Here is a 25,240-nt window from a genome sequence, read left to right on the forward strand (position 1 = left end):
TGTAGGTACATCGTGACTGCTTCAATTTGTACTTCTTTTGAAAACATAGTAAAACCCCGTAAGTTTTGGAAATTACTCCAACTTACGGGGTTCAGTTCAGACAACAACTTGTGTCTCGGCTTTTTTAATTACTGCTCTGGCTGGGTTCGAACCAGCGACCTCCTCATTAACAGTGAGTTATTCTACCACTGAACTACAGAGCAATCATCGCATCAAGCAATGTGATAAATATACAACGCTTATGATTAAAAGTCAACTAGGTAAATGAAATTTCTTTAATTTACCTGAATATAAAAGTGATGCCTTGAGATAGTCTTGGTATTGCTTTTATATAACTGCTCTGGCTGGGTTCGAACCAGCGACCTCCTCATTAACAGTGAGTTATTCTACCACTGAACTACAGAGCAATAATTAACCAGCGAATACATTAAATATACACTGTGATAAATTAAAAGTCAACCGCATAAATGAATAAAATTTAATAATTATTCTGGACGAGAATAATTATTAAATAAAAAGTAAAAGGATGTCAATAAAACAAGAAAAAAATTCATTTAATTGGTATGATAGAGTTAATAAATGACGATTAGGGGGCAGCGCAGATGGCTGACTTTCAACTAAAAGGGATGCCCGTATGGGTGTATGCAAAAGATGTTGATACAAAAAGTGCGCTGACACGTGCACGATTGATTGAAGGTTATATTGGTGACACTTTTTCAATTGATCCGGAATCAATATCAGGTTACCGTTTTGTGTCTTCAGAGGGGACGTTAACAGGAACCTTTGATGAACAAACCATGTATTCGGCGACATTTTACTATCAACGTGAGGATGTCGCTGTAACAGAGCAGCTGACACATAAATATTTACGTATTTTAGAAAATGTACAGCCTGTTGTTGATGTGGAAGATTTAACCGAAACTGGTCAGAAATTGTGGTCTGGCTCTGTTGTTAAGGTTTCGCAACGTATGGCGACACGAACAGGTGATTTTTGGTATCAATTAGCTGATTCAAGATGGATCAAGTATGATATGCAGACTATGAAGCTCACTGATAATGATGGTCAGCATAATCAACCGGTTGCTGAATGGAAGCGACCAACAGTTTGGCAGCCAACGCCAATCAGTGCTCAGGGTAAAATCGACTATATTCCTAGTCAAGAAGTGGTCGTTTATTCACAGCCGTATGGACATGAAATTGGTCGCATGCAGCATGGTACTTCGGTAGAAGTGACGGAACAAGTCGTCGATCCTTCAGGCGTTACATGGTACCATGTTGCGCAGCAAGGATGGTTATCAGCTATTTATTTGTCGTTGAATAAGTAATTAATTATGGTAATTAGTCGGGGGACATTATGACAGAACCATTGATATTAAAACCAGCATTACATGAAAAAATTTGGGGTGGTACCGCATTACGTGACGTTTATGATTTTGATATACCATCAGAAAGTACTGGTGAAGCGTGGGTAATTTCTGGACATCCTAATGGTCCAGTTACCGTCACCAACGGTAAATATGCGGGTAAAACTGTGGCTGAACTATGGCGTGATGAGCCAGCACTGTTTGCTAATGAAGATGTAAATCGACCATTTCCTTTGTTGGTAAAAATTTTAGATGCTCATCGTGATTTATCAGTACAAGTCCACCCGGATGATGAGTATGCTAGCGAACATGCAGGTGAGTTAGGGAAAACCGAATCATGGTATATTTTGTCTGCTGAACCAGGTGCTACTATTTATTATGGCCATACAGCACAAGACAAACAAACATTTGATCAAGAAGTTGATGAGGCAGATTGGGATAACTTGTTACAGAAGGTTCCTGTGAAAGCTGGCGATTTCTTTTATGTTCCTTCTGGTACGTTGCATGCGCTTGGTGAGGGTGTTTTGACGTTAGAAACACAGCAATCTTCAGATGTGACTTACCGAGTCTATGATTTTGATCGGGTTGATGCCAAGACAGGTGCTAAGCGTGATTTGCATTTGGCTGACGCTAAAAATGTGACAACTGTGCCATTTATTCCTAATAAACCAACGCAAAAAGTTTCACATATTGAAGATTTAACGTTCACAGAGTTAGTTACAGCCCCATACTTTAATGTGGTGAAGTGGCAAATTGCTGGTCGTGCAACGGTGGATGCAACGGCTCCCTATACATTGGCAACAGTGGTTGATGGCGATGTTGAATTAACCGTCTTTGGTGTGACTTATCACTTGGCAAAAGGAATCAGTTTTATTTTGCCGAATGATGTTGAGACATGGAAACTCAATGGACATGCCACACTAATTACATCGACACCAGGACCTAAGTCACTGTAAAAATAGGATAGTAACATTTATATTAAAGGCGCTAACTGTTGCATAAACAGTGGTGTCTTTCTTTATTTCAAAATGGTAAAATTTGATAGATGATTATTGAAAAGATATTGCAGATAAAGGCGTGCGTGATTTGTTTGCACAATTAGGAGGATAACATGAGCCTTAAAAGTGGATTAGCAACTTTGGTTGGGAAGGGAACATATACTGTATTGCATGATATCTTACGTCGGGGTGGTACATCATTGCCTGGTAAGTTAGCAACAAAAATCGATCCCAATGTTATGCAAAGCTATGCTGAAAAATATGATGTTATTCTGATTACGGGAACGAATGGTAAGACTTTGACAACAACGTTAACAACGCGCGTCTTACGAGAAAAATATGCTGATGTCATTACTAATCCTTCGGGTTCGAATATGATGCAGGGTATTACAGGAACGATGTTGACATCAAAGGTCACAGATAAACAACAACGCCCGGTGGCTTTACTAGAAGTCGATGAAGCCAACGTGGAGGCAGTTGCTAAACAATTAAAACCTAAAGCCTTTGTGTTAACAAACATTTTCCGTGATCAGATGGATCGGTATGGTGAGATTTATACAACATATGAAAAGATATTAAAGGGAATTCGTTTATTTCCTGAAGCAACTGTTATTGCGAATGCGGATTCACCAATTTTTATGCGGGGAGATTTACCAAATCCAAAAGTCTATTATGGCTTTAATCATGTACTGGCTACTGGTGACATGAAAGCACCGCATAATACTGACGGTGTGTTATCGCCAACAGACCATTCAATTTTGCATTATCACTTTATAACATTCGGTAATCAAGGAGATTATTTCTCAGTTACTGATGATTTTAAGCGTCCAGCCTTAGATTATGCAGTCACAAAGCTTAATAAACTAACACCAATTTCATCGAATTTTGATATTGATGGTAAAACTTTCCAAATTGAAATTGGTGGTATGTACAATATTTATAATGCGCTAGCAGCATATGCTGTCGGGCGTTTTATGGGTGTATCAGCTGACCAGATTCAGCAAGCATTTTCATCTAATGCGCAAATATTTGGACGTCAAGAAGCAGTTAAAGTCGATGATAAAGAAGTTACGATTGTCTTAATCAAAAATCCGGTGGGTGCAAATCAGGTCATTGACATGATGAAAACGGATGATCAACCTTTCTCAATGATTGCCTTGCTTAATGCAAATTATGCTGATGGTATTGATACCAGTTGGATTTGGGATGCGGATTTTGAGTCATTACACGATACTGGCATCCAATCAGTAGCAACAGGTGGTGAACGATATAAAGATTTGTATGTTCGCTTGAAGATGGCTAACTTTGGCGATCATCCGGTTTATCAAGACTTAAAGCAGATTGTGCCAGCGATTGAAAAAATGCCAACCAAGCGCGTTTATATACTTGCAACGTATACGGCAATGTTACAGTTACGTACTGAATTGAAGCAACAAGGTTATATTCATACAGGAATGGGGGAATAAGCCAATGGCTGATTATAAGTTACATACAGCACATTTATACGGTGATTTGATGAATACGTATGGTGATTTTGGGAATATTGTTGCTCTCAGATATTATGCGCATCAAATTGGGGTCGAAGTGGATGAAAAAATTATCTCATTAGGAGATGATTTTGATCCGACAACTTATGATTTTGTGCTATTTGGTGGTGGTCAGGATTACGAGCAAATGATTGTGGCTGATGATTTGCCAGATAAAGCACCTGCGTTGAAACAATATATTGAAACTGATGGCCCATTTTTAGGGGTTTGTGGTGGTTTCCAACTATTAGGACAGTATTTTTTGCTAGCTGATGGTACTAGAGTAAATGGTATCGGCGCGCTAAGTCACTATACATTAAATCAACCGGATAATCGTTTCATCGGTAACATAACCATTCATGATGAAGTGAATGACTTGGAATACCGTGGATTTGAAAACCACCAAGGACGTACTTTCTTAGGAGATGATGAACGCCCACTTGGTAAAGTTATCAAGGGTAATGGTAACAATGGTGAAGACGGTGGTGAAGGTTTGGTGTACCGCAACGTTTACGGGACATATTTCCATGGTCCTATCTTGACTCGTAATGGTAATTTAGCCTTACACATCTTGCAACTAGCTTTAGAGCGACGCTATCCAGATGTTAATTGGCAAGATAAAATTGCAGCGATTACGCCGGAATTTTTCTAGGCAATTTTGCATAATCAAACAGGGGGATGGAACGATAACGCCATTCTCTTTTTTTTATTGACATTTTTGTTATACTAGACTGGAGTGCAAACTGGATTTTTACAGGAGAAAGGCAGAAAAAGATGGCGCAATTATTCTTTCGTTATGGTGCAATGGCCAGTGGTAAAAGCATTGAAATTTTGAAAGTTGCACATAATTATGAAGTGCAACAAAGACGCGTTTTGCTCCTAACAAGTGCGCTTGATGACCGATCAGGAGTGGGTGCAATTGCCTCACGAATAGGTATGCAGCGTGCAGCACAGGCGATTCATCCCACAGACGACTTGTTTAAATTGATTTCAGAAAGTGATTCAATTGCCGCTGTGTTGATTGATGAGGCGCAGTTTATGACCAAAGAACAAGTTTTGCAATTAACCAGGGTAGTCGATGAATTAAATATTCCAGTACTAACTTTTGGATTGAAAAACGATGCGTTTAACGAGTTATTCCCTGGTTCAGAAGCATTACTAATTTATGCTGACAAAATCGAAGAGATGAAAACACTTTGTTCATTTTGTGGTCGTAAAGCCGTTATGAACTTGCGCATTTCAAACGGGCAACCGGTCTACGAAGGTGAACAAGTTCAGATTGGTGGGGATGAGGCCTACATGCCGGTCTGCCGTAACCATTATAATCATCCTGATTTAGAAGCATTAGCCCGTCGGACTGGATTAAATACAAAATAAAAATAAAGGAATAAAAAACACATGGATGAAATTTTTGAAAAAGTGCAATCTGTTGTGGATCGATATGACGAAGTCAGCGAAATGATTTCTGATCCCGATGTTATTGCCGATACAAAACGTTTTTTGGTGCTATCTAAAGAAGAGGGTAGTCTGCGTGAGACGGTTGAAACTTTCAAGCACTACAAGCAAGTCGTTGAAAGTATCGAAGAAAATGAAGAGATTTTGCGTGAAGAAGCCAATGATTCTGAACTTGAAGAGTTAGCCAAGGAAGAATTAAAAGACTTACGTGTTGAAAAAGAATCATTAGAAGAGCAAATCAAGATTTTACTACTGCCTAAGGATCCAAATGATGATAAGAACATTATCATGGAAATTCACGGTGCAGCTGGTGGAGATGAAGGTGCTTTATTTGCGGCTGATCTTTATGACATGTATCTTCGCTATGCCGAAAAAGAAGGCTGGACAGTTGAAATCATTGATGAAAACAAGACCGAAATTGGTGGTTATAAAGAAATTGTCTTGATGATCACTGGGGATAATGTTTATTCAAAGTTAAAGTTTGAAAATGGTGCCCATCGTGTGCAACGAGTACCCGAAACTGAATCTGCTGGTCGTGTGCACACTTCGACAGCTACAGTTGGTGTGATGCCAGAATATGAAGATGTTGATATTGAGATTGAAGACAAGGATTTGCGTGTGGATGTTTACCGTTCATCTGGTGCTGGTGGACAACACATTAACAAGACATCATCAGCGGTACGTATGACCCACTTACCAACTGGTATTGTTGTTGCCATGCAAGATCAACGTTCACAACAGCAGAACCGTGCTAAGGCGATGGAAATCTTGAAGACACGTGTCTACGATTACTACGCATCACAGAATGAAGCTGAGTATGCTGAACAACGTAAGACAGCTGTTGGAACTGGTGATCGTTCTGAACGTATTCGTACATACAATTATCCACAAAATCGTGTGACTGATCATCGTATTGGTCTGTCATTGAATAAGTTGGATCGTATTATGAATGGTGAATTAGAAGATGTCATCGACGCTTTGTTGATTGCTGATCAGACAGCAAAGCTGGAAGCCTTGAAGCAAGGATAGAATAAACGTATGTTTGATGAACAATGGACGATTCAAGCTGTTCGTGAATGGGGCGATTGGCAATTAGAACCCTATATTCATGATCAAGAAGAGCGTATGGCTCAAATCGATTATTTGTTAACAGGAATGATGGATTGGAATTACGCACAATTAGGAAACAATTTGAATACGGTTCTAGAAGATGAAAAACGACTACGCTTTATGGTCGCTGTTCGTGCCATTAAAGGTGGTCAACCAGTGCAATACGCACTTGGACATGCTGCGTTTTATGGACGTGAATTTCAAGTTGACCGCCGTGTGTTGATTCCACGACAGGAAACGGAAGAACTAGTGGAATGGGTGCTCAAAGACCATCCATCAAATACCAAACAACGAGTATTAGACATTGGTACTGGTTCTGGTGCAATTGCTGTTTCACTAAATGCAGAGCGTACGAATTGGGATGTTACGGGTACTGATATCTCAACAGATGCTTTGGCCGTTGCGAAAGAAAATGCGCAGTTATATGCGCCAGCAGTACAGTTGGTGCAAAGTGATCTGTTTACAGATGTTACAGGCACTTTTGATATTATTGTTGCTAACCCACCTTACATTAGCCGTGGTGAACAATCAGTGATGGATGAATCAGTGGTTATGTTTGAACCAGACGTTGCCCTTTACGCGGATGATGATGGATTGGCGTTATATAAGAAAATGGCAACAGACCTGCTGACTTTTTTGAAGCCAGGTGGGGCTGCCTACTTTGAAATCGGTTATCAACAAGGGGGCAAACTTGTTGATTTATTTGGAACATTACCTCAGGTCACAGTAACGTTACATCAAGATTTAAGTGGTCATGATCGAATGATTAAAGTATTGCGGGAGATGTAGAAATGACAGAAACAAAAATATGGACAGTTAACGAAATGGACGCGGCGGCGCGTGCGATTAAACGTGGTTCGTTAGTCGCTTTTCCGACAGAAACTGTTTATGGGCTTGGTGCCGACGCTTATAATGAAAAGGCAGTTGGTAAAGTATATGCAGCCAAAGGTCGTCCTTCAGATAATCCTTTGATTGTGCACGTTGCGGATCCAGAACAAGTGTCTGATTTTGCAATTGTTAATGAGCGTGCACAAAAATTGATGTCGGCTTACTGGCCAGGTCCATTGACTATGATTTTACCAGTAAAACCAGGCGTATTATCAATGACAGTCACTGGTGGACTAGATACAGTAGCCGTTCGTTTGCCTGACAATGATGCTACTCGCCAATTGATTCGTGAGAGTGGTAAGCCACTTGTTGGACCTTCAGCCAATACATCTGGAAAACCTTCACCAACATTGGCCAAGCATGTCTACCATGATTTACATGGTAAAATTGCGGGTATTTTAGATGATGGGCCAACTAAGATTGGTGTTGAGTCAACGGTGTTAGACTTATCATCGGGTATGCCAGCAGTTTTGCGTCCTGGAAAAATTACGCCAGCACAAATAGAAGCGGTCATTGGGATGGCTATTGATTCTGAAGTTCATCACGTTGCTGATGACGAAACGCCCAAAGCACCAGGAATGAAATATCGCCACTATGCCCCTGATAAAGCAGTTTATATGGTTGCACCAGAAGATTGGACACAAGCAATTATTTGGATGCAGTCACAATTAGAACCAGTTGGACTGATGTTGACGAATGATCTAATTGAAAAGCATCAGCTAGCAGGGATGGATTTTATTTGGTCATTAGGTGATAATAATGACACAGCTGCAGCAAAATTATTTGCCGGTTTGCGTTATTTTGATGATAAGAAGGATGTGCAAACGATTCTTGTTGCTGCTATGCCACAAGTTGATGTGAATGGCGCTTATAATAACCGCTTAGGTAAAGCATCAGGTGGACACTGGATTAGTGAGTTGTTACATGTTTAAGCTTTTTTGACTTAAAGGAGGTCAACCCCAATGACAAATTACCGTGATTTTGATCCCGAACTATGGTCTGCAATCGATCGTGAAGCCGATCGTCAAGAACATAATATCGAGTTGATTGCTTCAGAAAACATTGCATCTGCAGGCGTACGAGCTGCTCAAGGGAGTGTTCTAACGAATAAGTACGCTGAAGGATATCCTAATAAGCGTTACTATGGTGGTACGGAGTATATTGATCAAGTAGAACAATTAGCGATTGATCGTGTCAAAGAATTATTCGGAGCAGAGTATGCTAATGTGCAACCTCATTCTGGTTCACAATCAAATGCTGCTGTTTATGCTGCCTTATTAGAACCTGGTGATCATGTTTTAGGACTTGACCTTAATGCTGGTGGTCATTTAACACACGGATCTGCAGTTAACTTTTCTGGTAAAACTTATCAATTCCATGCCTATGGATTAAATGATGACGAGCGAATTGATTATGATCAAGTGGCTGCATTAGCAGCAGAGTACCAACCAAAGCTAATTGTTACTGGTGCTTCAGCTTATTCACGTTTTATTGATTTTGATCGATTCCGTGAAATTGCTGATTCTGTGGGTGCCTACTTAATGGTTGATATGGCTCATATTGCTGGTTTAGTTGCTGCAGGTGTGCATCCATCACCAGTTGGGATTGCTGATGTTGTGACATCAACAACGCATAAAACATTACGGGGACCACGTGGTGGCTTGATTTTGGCCAAAAAAGAATTGGGTAAGGCAATTAATTCAGCAATTTTCCCAGGTACACAAGGTGGACCATTAGAACATGTGATTGCTGGTAAAGCAACAGCTTTCTATGAAGCAATGCAACCAAGCTTTAAGGTATATGGCCAACAAGTTGTTGCTAATGCTAAAGCGATGGCCGATGTTTTTGCACAATCAGATCTTGTACGCGTTGTTTCAGGCGGTACAGATAATCACTTGTTTAACTTGGATCTGACAAAGACAGGTATTTCTGGTAAAAAGGTTCAAAATATTTTAGATAGTGTGCATATTACAACGAACAAAGAGGCTATTCCAAATGAACCACGTAGTCCATTTGTGACATCAGGTATTCGTATTGGAACACCTGCCATTACCACCCGCGGTTTCAAAGAAGCGGATGCTAAAGAAGTTGCCGAGTTGATTTTACAGGTGCTAGCTAATCCAGAAGATGAAGCGACCCTTGCATCAGTTGAACAGTCAGTATTGGACTTAACAAGTCGATTCCCGCTATCGGGGATTGAACACGCAAATTAAAAAAGCGTATAATAGAGAAAAATGAAATGGAGCTTTGAAATGAGTAAGCTAACGGTTTTTGATCACCCACTAATTCAACACAAATTAACGATTATTCGTAATAAAGATGTTGGTACAAAAGAATTTCGTGAAATTGTTGACGAAATTGCTTCATTGATGGCTTATGAAGTAACACGTGATTTACCAGTTGAAGATGTGGTTATTGAAACACCTGTTGCAACGACAACACAAAAAACACTTGCTGGTAAGAAATTAGCAATTGTACCAATTTTGCGTGCTGGTTTGGGAATGGTTGACGGTATTATGAAGTTAATCCCTGCCGCTCGAATTGGACATATTGGTATGTATCGTGATGAAGAATCACTTGAGCCAGTGGAGTACTTTGTAAAGTTGCCTGAAGATATTGATCAACGTGAAGTTTTGGTTGTTGATCCAATGTTAGCAACTGGTGGATCTGCTGTGATGGCGATTGATGCATTAAAGAAGCGTGGAGCCACAAGAATTAAGCTGATTACACTAGTTTCAGCTCCAATTGGTGTTGAGACGGTGCAAAAAACTCATTCAGATGTTGATATTTATACAGCTGGTTTGGATGAGAAACTTAACGAACATGGTTATATTATTCCGGGTCTAGGTGACGCGGGTGATCGTTTGTTTGGTACTCATTAATAACAAAATTTCATTATTAATTATTGAAATGTTGGGGAGGTTGGTAAATTTTTACCAACCTTTTTTTGTTTTATTTGGAAAGGGGAAATTATGAGAATTTTAGTATCTGGTGCAAGTGGACGAGTAGGTCATTTATTAGTCGATAAGTTGGCCGCTGCAGGGCATGAAGTCATTGCAGGTACCCGTCACTTGGATGACAAGTTTAATAGCGACAAGGTCGAGCTAGCTAATATTGATCTATTGGTCGATGAAGAGCAACTAGTAACTGAATTAACTGATTTAAAGTTGGATGCGGTTTATTTTGTTGCTGGATCGCGAGGTAAGAATGTCTTACAAGTCGATGCTTTTGGTGCTGTTAAGTTAGAAAATGCGGCTGAAAAAGTGGGCATTAAGCGATTTATCATGTTGAGTGCATGGCAAGCCACTAATCCTAAAGCTTGGGGTGAAGAACTGAGGGATTATTATATTGCACGGTTCTTCGCTGATAATTGGTTGATGGATCACACAACATTAAATTATACGATTCTGCAACCAGGTAATTTATTAGAAGAAGCCGGTTCAGGTAAAGTGCAGTTTAATCCAAAGACAGCGACCGCTAATAGTATTGAAAATGTTGCTGATGTATTAGCTGGCATTTTGAATGCTGAAAATACCTATGGCAAATTATTGCCAATGGGGGATGGTGAAACTGATATTGCGACAGCCATTGCAAAATTATAATAATTTAAACGTTTAACCTTTGATTAATTCTGTTTACTAATTTTGTTAACTGATATATAATTATAACCGTTGAAAATAACTTTAACTTGGTCCTGTGAGGCTAATAAGATTATTTTGGTGCTGTCGTGTTGATTTGGCGGTAAGCGAAACTATCATATTAGAGAAAACTATCAAGTTGAGGTATTTTTATACCTCAACTTTTTTATTTCAGGTTATAAGTTTATATATGAAAGGAAAAACACGATGGAAGTTAAACGTGATGTCGTATTAGATGTGGATGAAAAGCCAGGTTTCTGGCAATGGATAGGGCTGTCGTTACAGCATATGTTCTCAATGTTTGGATCAACGGTTCTTGTCCCATTGTTGGTTGGATTGAACCCAGGGATTGCCCTGTTTAGTTCTGGTGTTGGAACACTATTGCATATTTTAATTACGAAACGTCAAATTCCTGCTTACATGGGTTCAAGTTTTGCCTTTATTATTCCCATGGTTGCTTTGATGAAAACGACTGGTTATCCAGGTGTTGCCACTGGGGTTATATCTGTTGGTATTGTTTATTTGATTGTGGCGGCAATTGTTGGGTTGATTGGTACTGACTGGATTGAAAAAATATTACCACCAATCGTTGTTGGTCCAATTATCATGGTTATCGGATTGTCATTATCAGGATCAGCCGCAGAATCAGCAACGTTATTAGATGGTAAATACGATATTCGCGTATTTTTAGTTGCTATGATTACGTTGGGTGTGACGATCTTCTTTAATATGTATCTGCGTGGCTTTCTAGGTTTGATTCCAATTCTATTAGGTATTATCGTTGGTTATGTTCTAGCAATTATGGTTGGCTTAGTTGATTTAAAGCCAGTTGCAGATGCGGCTTGGTTTGCCTTACCAGAATTTGATATCCCATTTGTTGATTACAAACCGGTGATGCATTGGGGCGCAGTATTAGTCATGGCGCCAATTGCATTAGTTACGATTACAGAGCATTTAGGTCATTTGATGGTTTTGGATGATTTAACAGGACGTGATTATATCAAGAATCCTGGTCTACACCGTACTTTAGCTGGTGACGGAGCTGCTTCTCTGTTTGCTGGATTAGTTGGTGGACCATCAGTGACATCTTATGGTGAAAATATTGGTGTTATGGCAATCACGAAAGTTCACTCAGTGTACGTTTTGATTGGCGCAGCAACATTTGCGGTCCTATTTTCATTCGTTGGTAAGTTATCAGCAGTTATTCAAAGTATCCCTGGCGCCGTAACTGGTGGGGTATCATTCCTGTTATTTGGTGTCATCGCTGCATCTGGTTTACGTATCATTGTTGAAAATCAACTTGACTTTAATTCAAAGCGTAATTTGATGATCACTTCATCAGTCTTGGTGATCGGTATTGGAAATGCCTACCTACAAATTGGTCACGGGAATAACATTGTACAGTTCTCAGGTGTTGCTATTGCAACAGTTTTGGGTATTGTGTTGAATTTGATTTTGCCTGAAAAAGCAGCTTCTGAAAAATAATAATTGAGAACAGTTTTTGTAAAAAAGCTGTTTTTTTATTTTATTTATGACTATTTCTTTGTAGTGAATATTTCATTTTTGGATATTAAATTCGTCCTATTCTTTTTTGGAATAACAGAAATCGTGTTATAACAAGCTTTATAAAATGGCGTTTCGATAATGGGACAAATAGGGGTGATTGTTAATGATTGAATTAGCTCAAAAAAGGGGTAATATTAGGGGGTAAAAGTTAAACGGTGCTGTATGATTTTGTATACCGCTTGATGATATTTCAAAAGGGAAAGAGGTGAATTTCAGTGGAGGAAAGCGCAACCTTTACCATTGCAGGGTTGACGTTTGATTGGAGCGTAATTATATCAACAACAATTTCGGTGCTCGTTGTTTTTCTGTTAGCGTTTTGGATGTCTCGTAAGTTAGTAATCAAGCCATCCGGTAAGAGCAAGCAGAACATGTTAGAATGGGTCATTGATTTTACAAATAATATTGTTGATGGATCATTACCAAATAAAACTGGTAATAACTTAAAGTTCTTTGCATTCTCGTTGTTTATGTTTATCTTTATGTCAAATCAGTTAGGAGTTGCTTTCAGCGTTAGTGTTGGCGGCGACACATTCCTTAACTCACCAACGGCTAATCCGTTGGTCACGATGACATTAGCATTGATTGCGATCAGCATTGCCCATTTCTTGGGAGTTGAGAAGCTTGGATTTAAAGGATATGTTAAGTCAGTTTATTTTTCACCATTCAGTGCATTATTGCCAATCAACTTAATCGAGCAATTCACAAGCTTTTTGACTTTGGGATTGCGTTTGTTCGGTAATATCTTTGCTGGTGAAATGGTGCTATCACTATTGTGGCAATTGGCACAATCAGCTGGCGTTGTTTCGTTTGTACCGGCATTTTTACTAACAATGCTTTGGCAAGGATTTTCACTGTTTATCGGGGCCATTCAGGCGTTCGTCTTCGTCACTTTGACAACTGTCTATGTTTCTGAAAAGACAGAGTAACTACAGTAACTGTTTATATTTAATTGGAGGATTATAAAAATGGATGTTGCAACCATAGGTGTTGGAATTACTGCTGCTGGCGCTGCTATCGGTGCTGGTATTGGTAACAGTATTGTTATTTCAAGTATGCTTTCAGGTATGTCACGTCAACCTGAATTAGAAGGTAAGTTACGTACCAACATGTTCATTGGTGTTGGACTAGTCGAGGCCGTACCAATTATTGCGATTGCGCTTGCATTTATGTTGCTTGCACGCTAATTGAGATACGGAGGCCAACTAAATTATGTTAAATCAAATTGTTCTAGCAGGTGCTAGCGAAGGGTTGGCTTTGGGTAACATGTTGTTTGTGCTAGTGGCATTCCTAATTTTGATGCTTCTATTAAAGAAGTATGCTTGGGGTCCAGTAGTAAAAATGATGGAAAAACGTGCGGAGAAGGTCGCTCATGACTTAGACACTGCTGAAGAAGCACGTCAACAAGCCGAAGAGATGGCTTCTAAGCGTTCAACGCAGTTACAATCGGCACGTACTGAAGCTAATGGTATCGTTGCCGATGCGAAGGAAGCAGCCGGCAAGCAACGTGATCAAATCGTTGCTGACGCCCAGGCCGATGCTCAAGCTACAAAAGAACAAGCAAGTGCACAAATTGCACAAGAACGTTCTGAAGCAATGGCTGGCGTCAAGGGTGAAGTTGCTGACCTATCAGTAACCATCGCACAAAAGATTATCCAAAAAGAACTAAAGTTAGATGATCAAAAAGCGCTTATTGACGCTTATATTGAAGGGTTAGGTAACAAGTAATGGCATTAGATAAAGCAACGATTGCTAAGCGATATGCCGTTGCTTTGTTCGAATTAACCCATGATCAAGGTACTGATACAGAAACGTTGGCTGAATTGTCAGCGCTTCGTGATGTATTAGAACAAAATCCAGAATTTACGAAAGCATTGCTATCTTTGCGTATTGATGAAGCTGCTAAGAAAAAAATGTTGGCGACTTTATCTGAAGGAACGAGCCAAGTCGTAGGTAATCTAATTCAGATGACCTATGACTATCGCCGTATCCAAAACTTACCAGCGATTATTACTAAGTATGAAGAACTTGTTCATAAAGCTGCTGGTATTGTGAATGCAGAGGTACAAACAGCGGTGCCATTGAGTGATGATCAAGTTTCACGTTTGAAAGAGAAACTTGTTCAGCGTTATCAGGCTAACGAAGTGCGTTTGACGCAAAGCGTTGATGAGAACTTACTTGGTGGGGTCATTGTGAAAGCCAATGACCAAATTTTGGATGGATCATTAGCAACTAAGTTAGCTGCTATTCGTCAGAGTATCATCCGCTAGTAATCGAAATTCTAGTCGAAATTGATGTTGTGTGTGATGAATAGACACACTATAAAGAAAGAGGAACTGCTGAAATGAGCATCAAAGCTGAAGAAATCAGTTCACTCATCAAAAAGCAATTAGCCAATTATCAAGACGACTTAACAGTTAAAGAAACTGGAACTGTTACCTATATTGGTGATGGTATCGCTCGTGCAACTGGGTTAGAAAATGCCCTTGCCGGTGAGCTTGTCGAATTTGAGAATGGTGTTTATGGTATGACACAAAACCTGGAATCAAATGATGTTGGTATCATTATTCTAGGTGGTTATGACAGTATTCGTGAAGGTGATACCGTTAAGCGTACTGGTCGTATCATGGAAGTGCCTGTTGGTGAGCAGCTGATTGGTCGTGTTGTTAACGCTTTGGGACAACCTGTTGATGGTATGGGCCCAATTGAAACAAAAAAGACACGTCCTATTGAAGTTAAAGCTCCAGGTGTTATGGAGCGTAAATCTGTGTTTGAACCACTACAAACTGGTCTAAAGGCTGTGGATTCTTTGGTACCAATTGGACGTGGTCAACGTGAGTTAATTATCGGTGATCGTAAGACTGGTAAGACATCAGTTGCCATCGACACGATTTTGAACCAAAAAGATCAAGACATGATTGTTGTCTATGTTGCTATTGGTCAAAAAGCTTCAACTGTTCGTACACAAGTTGAAACTTTGCGTCGTATGGGAGCTATGGACTACACAATCGTTGTTACTGCTAACCCTTCTGAGCCAGCTCCAATGCTATACTTAGCACCTTATGCTGGGGCTGCTATGGGTGAGGAATTCATGTACAACGGTAAGCACGTGCTAATCATTTATGATGATTTGTCAAAGCAAGCAACGGCATACCGTGAGCTGTCATTAATTCTTCGTCGTCCACCTGGACGTGAAGCCTACCCTGGTGATGTCTTCTACTTGCACTCACGTTTGTTAGAGCGTGCGGCTAAGTTATCAGACGAACTAGGTGGTGGGTCAATGACGGCCTTGCCAATTATTGAGACGCAGGCTGGTGATGTTTCTGCATATATTCCAACCAATGTTATCTCAATCACTGACGGTCAAATTTTCTTGGATGCCGACCAATTCTATGCTGGTGTTCGTCCTGCCATTGATGCCGGAACTTCTGTTTCTCGTGTCGGTGGTGATGCACAAATCAAAGCTATGAAGAAGGTTGCTGGTACACTACGTTTGGACTTGGCTTCATACAAGGAGCTTGAGTCGTTCGCCCAATTCGGTTCAGATTTGGATGAAGCAACGCAAGTTAAGCTAGCTCGTGGTCGTCGTACCGTTGAACTATTGAAGCAACCATTACACCAACCATTGCCAGTTGAAGAACAAGTGTTATCACTATATGCTTTGACACATGGCTTTATGGATGATGTTGCGGTTGATGATATTCTACGTTTTGAGTCAGAATTAATTTCTGCTGTTCATGCATCACACGATGATTTGTTCAAGACGATTGTCGAGACAAATAATTTGCCTGATACAGATGCAATGGATGCAGCAATTAAGGAATTCAAAGCAACATTTGCTGGCTCAGCAGAATAATAAAGGAGGGGCGATAAATGGCAGCTTCTTTACAAGATATTCAACGCCGAATTGCCTCAACGAAAAAGACGCGTCAAATCACGAGTGCCATGCAAATGGTCTCGACTGCTAAATTAAGTCAAATTCAACGTCATGGTGGTTCATACACGGTTTATGCCGATGCCCTTCATGACGTTGTGGCACACCTAGCAACTGCTCATATTGATAATGTGGCAGGTACGTTGCTTGAACAACGACACGTGTCAAAGGTGGGATTTTTAGTCCTATCATCTGACCGTGGCTTGGTTGGTGGTTATAATTCAACGCTATTAAAGGAATTAATGGCTCGAATCAATGAACGCCAATTAACACCTGATCAGGTTGTCATTCTGGCAGTTGGTGGTAATGGTGCCGACTTCTTTAAGAAGCGCGGATTTGATGTTGCATACGAATACCGTGGTGTGTCTGATGTACCAACCTTTACAGAGGTTCGTGAAATCGTTAAGACAGCCACGACAATGTATGATAACGAAGTCTTTGATGAATTAATCGTGGGTTATCAGCATTTCTTGAGTCGTATTTCAAATGAAGTTCGTCTAGAAAAGATGCTTCCAGTTTCAACAGAAAACTTGGAAGAATCTAAAGATGATAGTAAGTATACGGCTGACTATGAGATGGAACCATCAGCTGAAAAGATTTTGGATGTTGTGTTACCACAATATGCCGAGAGTTTAGTCTATGGTGCCATTATTGATGCGAAAACCGCTGAACATGCGGCATCTGCAAATGCGATGTCTTCAGCGACTGATAACGCCAAGGAAATCATTGATTCACTTGGATTACAGTACAACCGTGCGCGTCAGGGTGCAATTACGACTGAAATTACAGAAATTACTGGTGGAATGGCCGCTTTGGATTAGAAGTATCCAGCATCAGGTTTATTACAAATGAAGGAAGGAAACGACAATGAATACCGGACAAGTTGTTCAAGTCATTGGTCCCGTTGTTGACATTGCCTTTCCATCAGATGCAAAGATTCCAGATATTAACAATGCTTTGGTTATTGAGAAAGATGATGAAAGCACATTGACAGTTGAGGTTTCTTTGTCATTGGGTGATGGTGTCGTACGTACGATTGCCATGGATTCAACTGATGGATTACGGCGTGGAATGACGGCAACAGACACTGAAAGTTCAATCAGTGTCCCTGTTGGTGAGGCAACGTTGGGACGTGTGTTTAACGTGCTAGGAGAGCCAGTTGATGGCGGAGAAGCATTAGGAGACGACGTACAACGTGACCCAATTCACCGTGATGCACCAGCATACGATGAGTTGTCAACATCAACAGAAATTCTAGAAACTGGTATCAAGGTTATTGATCTCTTAGCACCATATGTTCGTGGTGGTAAGATTGGTCTATTCGGTGGTGCCGGTGTTGGTAAGACGGTGTTGATTCAAGAGTTGATTCACAACATCGCACAAGGTCACAATGGTATTTCTGTCTTTACTGGTGTGGGTGAGCGTACCCGTGAAGGTAACGACATGTACTATGAAATGCAAGGATCTGGCGTTTTGAAACAAACAGCCATGGTCTATGGTCAAATGAATGAGCCTCCTGGTGCACGTATGCGTGTTGCCTTGACTGGTTTGACGATTGCTGAGCATTTCCGTGATGTTAACGGTCAAGATGTGCTATTGTTCATCGATAATATTTACCGTTTCACACAAGCTGGTTCAGAGGTTTCTGCTTTGCTTGGCCGTATTCCATCAGCCGTTGGTTACCAACCAACTTTGGCTACTGAAATGGGTCAATTACAAGAGCGAATCACTTCAACGAAGAAGGGTTCAGTTACATCGATCCAAGCCGTTTACGTGCCTGCCGATGATTATACTGATCCTGCTCCTGCGACAACATTCGCGCACTTGGATGCAACAACTAACTTGGAGCGTTCATTGACGCAACAAGGAATCTACCCAGCCGTAGATCCGTTGGCTTCAACATCAACTGCCTTGGCCCCAGAAATTGTTGGACAAGAGCATTATGATGTCGCAACTGAAGTACAACATACACTACAACGTTACCGTGAGTTGCAAGACATCATTTCTATCTTAGGAATGGATGAATTGTCAGACGAAGAGAAGACGATTGTTAATCGTGCTCGTCGTATTCAATTCTTCTTGTCACAACCATTCTCAGTTGCTGAGACATTTACGGGATTGCCAGGACAATACGTACCACTTAATGAAACTGTTCGCAGCTTCAAGGAAATTTTGGATGGTAAGTATGACCAATATCCTGAAGATGCCTTCCGTAACGTTGGTGCCGTTGAAATGGTAGCTGAAAAAGCTGCTCAGATGGCTAACTAAACAAAGGGGGCGGTGCCATGAGTGAACACACCCTACATGTTAAGGTGGTAACGCCAGATGGTGTGGTGTTTGGACATGAAACTGCATCGTTGGTTGTCCTAGATACAATCAATGGTGAAGAAGGAATCATGGCGAACCATGCACCAATTATTACATCGTTGCACATTGGCGAAGTGAAGATAATTAACGAAGAAGAAAGCTTACAAGAAACCGTTACAATCAGTGGTGGTTTTGCAGAGTTTTCTGAAAATCAATTATCGATCGTTTCTGACAGTGCAGAGCGTTCGCAAGACATTGACGTCAAGCGTGCTGAACAAGCTAAGGAACGTGCTGAAAAGCATATAGCTGCCGGCGATACAGATGATGTTGAGCGTGCACAAGCTGCCTTAATGCGTGCGGTTAATCGTATTCATGCAGTTACTGGTAACAAGTAACTAGTTGAACGAATAAACGTTTATCAATAAAATACGTTCGTGTGGGAATTTTCCTGTACGGACGTATTTTTTGTGTAAATGTCGAGTTAATAAAACTAGGTGTGTTAGTCGTCGCAAAATTTGATAAAATAGACTTAATATTGATTAAAGAAAGTAGGACAACAGGATGATCGTACTATCGGGAACTATTGGTGCTGGGAAGACCAGCTTAACAACGATGCTCGCAGAACATTTAGGAAGCGAAGCCTTATACGAATCCGTTGATGATAATCCTATTCTGCCATTGTTTTATGAGGACCCAAAACGTTACGGATTCTTGTTGCAAAATTATTTTTTGAATAAGCGTTTGGATAACATCAAAGATGCACAAGGTAGTCAATTGAACGTGATTGATCGATCTATCTTTGAAGATTTGTTGTTATTCAAGTTAAATGCAGACTTAGATAGAGCAACGCAAACTGAAGTGCAAATTTATGGTGATTTGTTAAATAACATTATGGAGCAAGTCGACTTTTCAGATGAAGCCATTGTCAAAACACCGGATTTGTTGATTTATATTCATGTTAGTTTTGATACGATGCTAGAACGTATTAAAAAGCGTGGCCGTGATTATGAACAAATAGCCAATGATCCATCATTGTACGACTATTATAAGAGTTTGAATGAACGCTATGTGGCTTGGTTTGATGCTTATGACCGGTCCCCAAAGTTAAGTATTGATGGTGACCAATATGATTTTGTGGCTGATGAGTCAGCAGCAAAAAAAGTATTAGCATTAATTGACCAAAAAATTAGTGAATTGGGCTTACAGGGTGAATAGGAGAGTAAATGTTATGTTAGATATGAAGCTAATTCGTCATGAGACGGAACAAGTAAAAGAACGTTTAGCAACGCGTGGGGTTGCTCCGGAAGAAGTTGATGCATTGGTAGCCGATGATGCGAAGCGTCGTGAGCTATTAGTCCAAACTGAAGAATTAAAAGCACGTCGTAATACTGTGTCAGATCAAATTGGTCTTAAGAAGCGCCAAAAGGAAGATGCTAGTGACGTGATTGCTGAGATGCAACAAGTTTCAGCCACAATCAAAGAATTGGATGAACAAGTCACAGCACTAGACAAGCAAATTAAAGAACGCGCTTTGCACTTCCCAAATTTGCCAAATGAGACGATCCCAGTTGGGCCAGATGAGGACTCAAACCGTGAAGAGCGCAAGTGGGGTGAGATTCCTAGTTTTGACTTTACACCAAAAGCCCATTTTGAAATTGGTGAAGACTTAGGTATTTTGGATTTTGAACGTGGTGCCAAAGTATCTGGTGCGCGTTTTGTTTATTATGTAGGTCAAGGGGCTCGTTTAGAGCGAGCAGTTTATAACTTTATGCTTGATGAACATCAAAAAGAAGGTTATAAGGAAATGATCACGCCTTATCTTGTCAAAGATGAAGCAATGTATGGTACAGGACAATACCCAAAGTTTATGGATGATGCCTATCGTGTTGGTACTAATGACGATATGACCTTGATTCCTACGGCTGAAGTGCCTTTGACTAACTATTTCCGCGAAGAAGTTATTGATGCTGATAAATTACCTTATAGCGTGACTGCTTTATCACCAGCATTCCGTCAAGAAGCTGGGTCAGCTGGACGTGATACGCGTGGTTTGATTCGTATGCACCAATTCAATAAAGTTGAAATGGTAAAATTCACTAAGCAAGAAGATTCATATCAAGCATTAGAAGATATGACGGTCAATGCAGAAAGCTTGTTGAAAAAGTTGAACTTACCATACCACGTTATTACCCTATCAACAGGAGACATGGGCTTCTCGGCAGCTAAAACATATGATGTGGAAGTTTGGATGCCCCAACAAGATATTTATCGTGAGATTTCTTCTGTATCAAATACAGAAGCTTTCCAGGCTCGTCGTGCACGTATTCAATATCGTGATGAAAACGGTAAGCTACAATTTGCCCACACCTTAAATGGATCAGGTTTGGCCGTTGGTCGTACAGTTGCTGCAATCTTGGAAAACTATCAAAATCAAGATGGTACAGTGACGATTCCAGAAGTTTTGCGTCCATACTTTGGTGCTGATAAGATTGTGCCTGAAGATTCTTTGTAATTAATAACAGTTGAACGTAGAGAGATTGAGACAGAATAAATGTCTCAATCTCTTTTTTAAAATGCATTAACAATAATGCTATAAATTTTGTAGCATAAACGCGCTATAACAGATTAAAACTAAAAAAGAGTTGCAAGAAGTGATAAAACCTAGTATTATATATCAAGTGGTAAGTTGTTGTTAGTCATAGCGCACTAACCACAAGGTGTAAAAAATCTGAAAAAGTGTTGACACTTGTTCGTAGATTGGATATACTATAAAAGTTGTCTCGAGTGTTTCACTCGTTAGACGTCTGTTGCGGATGTGGCGGAACTGGCAGACGCGCTGGATTTAGGTTCCAGTGCCCCTAGGGCGTGCAGGTTCGATTCCTGTCATCCGTATATCGATTATCGATACAGAAGCCGACTTAGCTCAGCTGGCAGAGCGCTTCACTAGTAATGAAGAGGTCGCTGGTTCGAATCCAGTAGTCGGCATCCCATGCGAACATAGTTCAGCTGGTAGAACGCTACCTTGCCATGGTAGAGGTCGCGGGTCCGAATCCCGTTGTTCGCTTTCTTCCAATTTGGGAAGTTTTAAATAATATGCACCTATAGCGCAACTGGATAGAGTGTCTGACTACGAATCAGAAGGTTGAAGGTTCGAATCCTTCTAGGTGCATCAATTAAAGAGGTTGAGACAAGACTTGTCTCAACCTCTTTTTATGCCAAATTCACATTTTTTAAAAAAGATGTGAATGTTTAGTGGCATTGACTTGCAATGCGTTTTATAATTATGTCAATATTGGTCAAGGGGGTGAAGGACATGGCTGATTCAAATATGTCGGATAATATTGAGGCATACTTGAAACAAATTTTACAGCAGGCGAATGAAGTTGAAATTCGTCGGGCTGAAATTGCCCGCCGCTTTAACGTCGTGCCATCACAGATTAATTATGTGATTAAAACACGATTTGGTGCTGAAAATGGTTATTTGGTAGAATCAAAGCGTGGCGGTGGTGGCTATATTCGTATTGTGAAAATGGCACTACGAACAGAGCCTGATCTCATTGATGAAATGAGACAGAGTCTCCCTGAGATTGTTAGCTTTAGAACAGCAACAGCCGTGATATCTAGCTTGTATCGAGAAAAGATTTTGACGCAACGTGAAGGTGAACTCCTTTTAACAATGTTATCGAAGGAAACGTTAGCCGTTGGTGACGTAGCGATACAAGGTCAACTACGAGCAAGATTATTACAGCAATTATTGAACCGTTTACGGTTTGAAAGTGAGCGTGATTAATATGGATAATCAATATACACCGAGTGCAAAAAACGTTTTAGTCGTTGCACAGGAACAAGCAAAATATTTTAAACATCAAGCCGTTGGTACTGAGCATTTGTTACTTGCTTTAGCAATTGAAAAAGAAGGTATTGCTAGCAAGGTCATGCAACAATTCAATGTGGTTGATGATGACATTAAAAGTCAAATTGAACAATTTACGGGTTATGGTACGTTATCTCGTGCTGAAAAAGAATCTTATTTACCATATTCACCAAAGGCAGCTGAGATACTACGTCTAGCAAACGAGAGTGCTGTAAAATTGCATCAAGAGCGTACAGGAACTGAGCACTTGCTATTGGCTTTATTATCGGATGAAACGATTTTTTCATCGCGTATTTTGATCAATTTAGGGGTAAACCCACAAGAAATGCGCCGGGCTATTTTACGTAAACTAGGTGTTAGTGAAGCGCCTAAGCGACGTGACCCTCGTCGTAAGCGTGGCAATCAAGCTCAGCAAACTGAAGGAACACCAACTTTGGATGCCTTAGCACGTGATTTAACACAATTGGCTCGTGACAAGAAAATGGATCCAGTGGTTGGGCGTGAAACTGAGGTGAAACGAGTTATCCAAATTCTGTCACGCCGTACGAAAAACAATCCAGTTTTGATTGGTGAGCCAGGTGTTGGTAAAACAGCGATTGCTGAAGGACTAGCACAGAAAATCATTGCTGGTGATGTACCTTCAGATATGACACAAAAACGCTTAATGATGCTGGATATGGGATCATTAGTTGCGGGGACAAAATACCGTGGTGAATTTGAAGATCGTTTGAAAAAGGTGATTGATGAAATTCAACATGATGGCCAAGTTATCTTGTTTATTGATGAGTTACATACACTGATTGGTGCAGGTGGTGCGGAAGGTGCCATTGATGCATCAAATATTTTGAAACCGGCCTTGGCTCGTGGTGAATTGCAAACGATTGGTGCAACAACACTAAATGAGTATCAAAAATATATCGAAGCAGATGCAGCCCTTGAGCGTCGTTTTGCCCAGGTCAGTGTTAATGAACCAACGCAGGCTGATGCTATCGCCATTCTAAAGGGATTAAAGGATCGTTACGAAAAGCACCATCAAGTTGCTATTCCTGATGAAACGATCGTTGAAGCGGTTAAACTTTCAGAGCGGTATGTCACGGAACTCTACCTACCTGATAAGGCCATTGATATTATGGATGAAGCAGCAGCTAAGGTACGAATTGACCGAGTTGGCCATGAAACCCCATTAGCAAAACAGCAAGAGAAGTTAGCGACGTTGCGTCAAGAAAAAGATGCAGCTATTGAACGATTAGACTTTGAGCTAGCTGCGGAATTGCGTAAAAAAGAGATGAGTCAAAAGCGACGTATTGACAAACAACTAGATGCACAGGCTGATAGTGATGGTGATACTCAAGCAAAGTATGACTTGGTACTTTCGTTGCATGATATTGCCGAGGTCGTTTCTGAGCAAACTGGTGTGCCAGTAACCCAAATGGAAAAGTCTGAAAAAGATCGCTTGATCAATTTGGAAAAGGTGCTGCATGATCGCGTTGTTGGCCAAGATGAAGCAGTTTCAGCCATCGCACGTTCAATTCGCCGGGCGCGTTCAGGATTGAAAGACCCTAAACGACCAATTGGTACCTTCTTGTTCTTAGGACCGACTGGAACTGGTAAAACTGAATTAGCGAAGGCTTTAGCTGAAGCAATGTTTGGTTCAGAAGATAATATGATTCGTGTTGATATGTCAGAATACCGTGAAGCTTATTCGGCTAGTCGTTTGGTTGGGTCAGCACCTGGCTACGTTGGTTATGAGGAAGGTGGCCAGCTAACTGAAAAAGTTCGTCGTCAACCATACTCAGTCGTATTGCTTGATGAGGCCGAAAAAGCACACCCAGATATCTACAATTTGATGTTGCAGGTCTTTGACGATGGCTTCTTAACAGACTCTAAGGGTCGTAAGGTCGACTTTAGGAATACGATTATTATCATGACGTCAAATCTTGGTGCAACTCGTCTACGCGATGAAAAGTCAGTTGGATTCGGTGCTGTTGATAAGATGTCTGACTATAATGCAATGCGTGATACGATTATGCAGACAGTTAAGGAAACTTTCCGCCCTGAATTTATCAACCGTTTGGATGAAGTTGTGGTCTTCCATTCATTGAATAAGGATGAACTTCACCAAATTGTTAAATTGATGTCAAAGTCAGTTTTGCAACGTATTGGTGAACAAGGATTCAAGGTTAAAATTACACCAGCGGCAATTGATGTGATTGCCAAAGCTGGCTTTGATCCAGAATATGGTGCGCGTCCAATTAGACGAGCATTGCAGTCGAAGATCGAAGATGCATTATCTGAAGAATTGTTAACTGGTAAGGTTACGGTTAACGATCAAGTGACGATTGGTGCTAAGAGTGGTGAGATCAATATTACTGTAAAACAACCTAAAAAAGACGTTGAAACCGTCACTGAATAAATAATTAAAAAGTAAGCGTTGACAAGAATTGTTTTTCTTGATAATGCTTACTTTTTCTTGTATACTTATCATTAGTTTAATTGTGTATAAGACAATGGCTGATAGGAAATATTGTCCCTGGAAGCCTGCATATTAACGACAAGAGCGTTTTCAGGTATGGGGATGCTGTT

Annotated in this window: 24 protein-coding genes and 6 tRNA genes; 28 read left to right on the forward strand and 2 right to left on the reverse strand. The window is 40.5% G+C overall.

The features are described from left to right. Positions 1 to 131 precede the first annotated feature (131 nt). Positions 132 to 203 (reverse strand) — tRNA-Asn (locus FFM62_RS04050). Positions 204 to 335: 132 nt separating this feature from the next. Beyond that, positions 336 to 407: transfer RNA gene (locus FFM62_RS04055), tRNA-Asn, on the reverse strand. Positions 408 to 602: 195 nt separating this feature from the next. On the opposite strand from FFM62_RS04055, the gene FFM62_RS04060 reads away from it, so the two are divergent. The 28 genes from FFM62_RS04060 (at position 603) to FFM62_RS04195 (ending at position 25,070) form a co-directional block, all read left to right on the forward strand. Then, entirely contained in the window at positions 603 to 1,325 is a 723-nt protein-coding gene (locus tag FFM62_RS04060) for a MucBP domain-containing protein (protein ID WP_115470981.1), read from the forward strand. 29 nt (positions 1,326 to 1,354) lie between these two features. Continuing rightward, a complete protein-coding gene (locus tag FFM62_RS04065; protein WP_115470982.1) occupies positions 1,355 to 2,320 on the forward strand; it encodes a type I phosphomannose isomerase catalytic subunit in 966 nt (321 codons plus the stop codon). Positions 2,321 to 2,475: 155 nt separating this feature from the next. After that, the gene (locus tag FFM62_RS04070) at positions 2,476 to 3,828 is read left to right on the forward strand and encodes a MurT ligase domain-containing protein (protein ID WP_115470983.1); all 1,353 of its coding nucleotides are present in this window, start codon (positions 2,476 to 2,478) and stop codon (positions 3,826 to 3,828) included. Positions 3,829 to 3,832: 4 nt separating this feature from the next. After that, positions 3,833 to 4,540, forward strand: coding sequence for a type 1 glutamine amidotransferase (locus FFM62_RS04075; RefSeq protein ID WP_115470984.1), 708 nt, complete (start codon positions 3,833 to 3,835; stop codon positions 4,538 to 4,540). A 122-nt stretch (positions 4,541 to 4,662) separates the two neighbouring features. Continuing rightward, positions 4,663 to 5,265, forward strand: coding sequence for a thymidine kinase (locus FFM62_RS04080; protein ID WP_115470985.1), 603 nt, complete (start codon positions 4,663 to 4,665; stop codon positions 5,263 to 5,265). Positions 5,266 to 5,286: 21 nt separating this feature from the next. Beyond that, positions 5,287 to 6,372, forward strand: a complete 1,086-nt coding sequence (gene prfA, locus FFM62_RS04085) for a peptide chain release factor 1 (protein ID WP_115470986.1) — start codon at positions 5,287 to 5,289, stop codon at positions 6,370 to 6,372. 9 nt (positions 6,373 to 6,381) lie between these two features. Next, the gene (prmC, locus tag FFM62_RS04090; RefSeq protein ID WP_115470987.1) at positions 6,382 to 7,242 is read left to right on the forward strand and encodes a peptide chain release factor N(5)-glutamine methyltransferase; all 861 of its coding nucleotides are present in this window, start codon (positions 6,382 to 6,384) and stop codon (positions 7,240 to 7,242) included. Positions 7,243 to 7,244: 2 nt separating this feature from the next. After that, positions 7,245 to 8,273 carry an L-threonylcarbamoyladenylate synthase gene (locus FFM62_RS04095; RefSeq protein WP_115470988.1) on the forward strand — a complete coding sequence of 343 codons (1,029 nt, stop codon included), beginning with the start codon at positions 7,245 to 7,247 and terminating at the stop codon, positions 8,271 to 8,273. A gap of 30 nt (positions 8,274 to 8,303) precedes the next feature. After that, positions 8,304 to 9,554 carry a serine hydroxymethyltransferase gene (gene glyA / locus FFM62_RS04100; protein ID WP_115470989.1) on the forward strand — a complete coding sequence of 417 codons (1,251 nt, stop codon included), beginning with the start codon at positions 8,304 to 8,306 and terminating at the stop codon, positions 9,552 to 9,554. Positions 9,555 to 9,593: 39 nt separating this feature from the next. Next, positions 9,594 to 10,223, forward strand: coding sequence for a uracil phosphoribosyltransferase (gene upp / locus FFM62_RS04105; RefSeq protein ID WP_115470990.1), 630 nt, complete (start codon positions 9,594 to 9,596; stop codon positions 10,221 to 10,223). A gap of 90 nt (positions 10,224 to 10,313) precedes the next feature. Beyond that, positions 10,314 to 10,943 (forward strand): NAD(P)H-binding protein, encoded by a 630-nt coding sequence (locus tag FFM62_RS04110; RefSeq protein ID WP_115470991.1) that lies wholly within the window; start codon positions 10,314 to 10,316, stop codon positions 10,941 to 10,943. 243 nt (positions 10,944 to 11,186) lie between these two features. Then, a complete protein-coding gene (locus FFM62_RS04115) occupies positions 11,187 to 12,464 on the forward strand; it encodes a solute carrier family 23 protein (RefSeq protein ID WP_115470992.1) in 1,278 nt (425 codons plus the stop codon). A gap of 296 nt (positions 12,465 to 12,760) precedes the next feature. Beyond that, a complete protein-coding gene (gene atpB / locus FFM62_RS04120; protein ID WP_115470993.1) occupies positions 12,761 to 13,471 on the forward strand; it encodes a F0F1 ATP synthase subunit A in 711 nt (236 codons plus the stop codon). A 39-nt stretch (positions 13,472 to 13,510) separates the two neighbouring features. After that, positions 13,511 to 13,729 carry a F0F1 ATP synthase subunit C gene (gene atpE / locus FFM62_RS04125; RefSeq protein ID WP_115470994.1) on the forward strand — a complete coding sequence of 73 codons (219 nt, stop codon included), beginning with the start codon at positions 13,511 to 13,513 and terminating at the stop codon, positions 13,727 to 13,729. A gap of 25 nt (positions 13,730 to 13,754) precedes the next feature. Further along, complete coding sequence (gene atpF, locus FFM62_RS04130; protein WP_115470995.1) at positions 13,755 to 14,270, forward strand: F0F1 ATP synthase subunit B; 516 nt, start codon at positions 13,755 to 13,757, stop codon at positions 14,268 to 14,270. Further along, a complete protein-coding gene (gene atpH / locus FFM62_RS04135) occupies positions 14,270 to 14,812 on the forward strand; it encodes an ATP synthase F1 subunit delta (RefSeq protein ID WP_115470996.1) in 543 nt (180 codons plus the stop codon). Before atpF ends, atpH begins: the two co-directional genes overlap by 1 nt. Positions 14,813 to 14,886: 74 nt before the next feature. After that, on the forward strand, positions 14,887 to 16,398 hold the full coding sequence (gene atpA / locus FFM62_RS04140) for a F0F1 ATP synthase subunit alpha (protein ID WP_115470997.1): 1,512 nt from the start codon (positions 14,887 to 14,889) through the stop codon (positions 16,396 to 16,398). Between the two features lie 17 nt (positions 16,399 to 16,415). After that, a complete protein-coding gene (locus tag FFM62_RS04145; protein WP_115470998.1) occupies positions 16,416 to 17,297 on the forward strand; it encodes a F0F1 ATP synthase subunit gamma in 882 nt (293 codons plus the stop codon). 46 nt (positions 17,298 to 17,343) lie between these two features. Next, positions 17,344 to 18,744 carry a F0F1 ATP synthase subunit beta gene (gene atpD / locus FFM62_RS04150; RefSeq protein ID WP_115470999.1) on the forward strand — a complete coding sequence of 467 codons (1,401 nt, stop codon included), beginning with the start codon at positions 17,344 to 17,346 and terminating at the stop codon, positions 18,742 to 18,744. Between the two features lie 17 nt (positions 18,745 to 18,761). Next, complete coding sequence (locus FFM62_RS04155) at positions 18,762 to 19,178, forward strand: F0F1 ATP synthase subunit epsilon (protein WP_115471000.1); 417 nt, start codon at positions 18,762 to 18,764, stop codon at positions 19,176 to 19,178. A 166-nt stretch (positions 19,179 to 19,344) separates the two neighbouring features. Further along, positions 19,345 to 19,998: a deoxynucleoside kinase gene (locus FFM62_RS04160; RefSeq protein ID WP_075270354.1), complete on the forward strand. Its 654-nt coding sequence runs from the start codon at positions 19,345 to 19,347 to the stop codon at positions 19,996 to 19,998. A gap of 13 nt (positions 19,999 to 20,011) precedes the next feature. Further along, a complete protein-coding gene (serS, locus tag FFM62_RS04165) occupies positions 20,012 to 21,295 on the forward strand; it encodes a serine--tRNA ligase (RefSeq protein ID WP_115471001.1) in 1,284 nt (427 codons plus the stop codon). 297 nt (positions 21,296 to 21,592) lie between these two features. Then, positions 21,593 to 21,675, forward strand: a tRNA-Leu gene (locus tag FFM62_RS04170). A 20-nt stretch (positions 21,676 to 21,695) separates the two neighbouring features. Beyond that, positions 21,696 to 21,768: transfer RNA gene (locus tag FFM62_RS04175), tRNA-Thr, on the forward strand. Between the two features lie 6 nt (positions 21,769 to 21,774). Beyond that, positions 21,775 to 21,847, forward strand: a tRNA-Gly gene (locus tag FFM62_RS04180). A 31-nt stretch (positions 21,848 to 21,878) separates the two neighbouring features. Next, positions 21,879 to 21,952: transfer RNA gene (locus FFM62_RS04185), tRNA-Arg, on the forward strand. A gap of 144 nt (positions 21,953 to 22,096) precedes the next feature. Further along, a complete protein-coding gene (locus tag FFM62_RS04190; RefSeq protein ID WP_115471002.1) occupies positions 22,097 to 22,573 on the forward strand; it encodes a CtsR family transcriptional regulator in 477 nt (158 codons plus the stop codon). A 1-nt stretch (position 22,574) separates the two neighbouring features. Next, complete coding sequence (locus FFM62_RS04195) at positions 22,575 to 25,070, forward strand: ATP-dependent Clp protease ATP-binding subunit (protein WP_115471003.1); 2,496 nt, start codon at positions 22,575 to 22,577, stop codon at positions 25,068 to 25,070. The last annotated feature ends 170 nt before the right edge of the window (positions 25,071 to 25,240 follow it).

The sequence above is a fragment of the Weissella thailandensis genome, assembly GCF_005405465.1.
In the GTDB taxonomy this organism is placed as follows: domain Bacteria; phylum Bacillota; class Bacilli; order Lactobacillales; family Lactobacillaceae; genus Weissella; species Weissella thailandensis.